At 66.0% G+C, this 309-nt stretch carries 1 pseudogene; it reads left to right on the forward strand.

Going from position 1 to position 309, the window contains the following annotated elements:
* Positions 1–309: pseudogene (locus ACTFO6_RS18370) on the forward strand (serine--glyoxylate aminotransferase); the annotation flags it as partial.

The following is a 309-nucleotide window of genomic DNA, read 5'->3' on the forward strand; positions in this document are numbered from 1 at the left end:
GGGCTGGAGAACGTGTTCGCTCGCCACGACCGGCACGCGGAGGCGACCCGGCGCGCCGTGCGGGCCTGGGGCCTGGAGGTGCTGTGCTTGAACCCGGCGGAATACAGCAGCTCCCTTACCGCGGTCCTGGTGCCCGAGGGGCATAGCGCGGACCATCTACGCCAGGTGATCCTCGAAGCCTTCGACATGTCCCTGGGCAACGGCCTGGGAAAGCTCAGGGGTAAGGTATTCCGCATCGGTCATCTGGGCAGCTTTAACGATCTGATGTTAGCGGGCACCCTCTCCGGCGTGGAGATGGGGCTCGAGCTG

It is taken from the genome of Pelomicrobium sp. G1, assembly GCF_051905455.1.
GTDB lineage: Bacteria > Pseudomonadota > Gammaproteobacteria > Burkholderiales > UBA6910 > Pelomicrobium.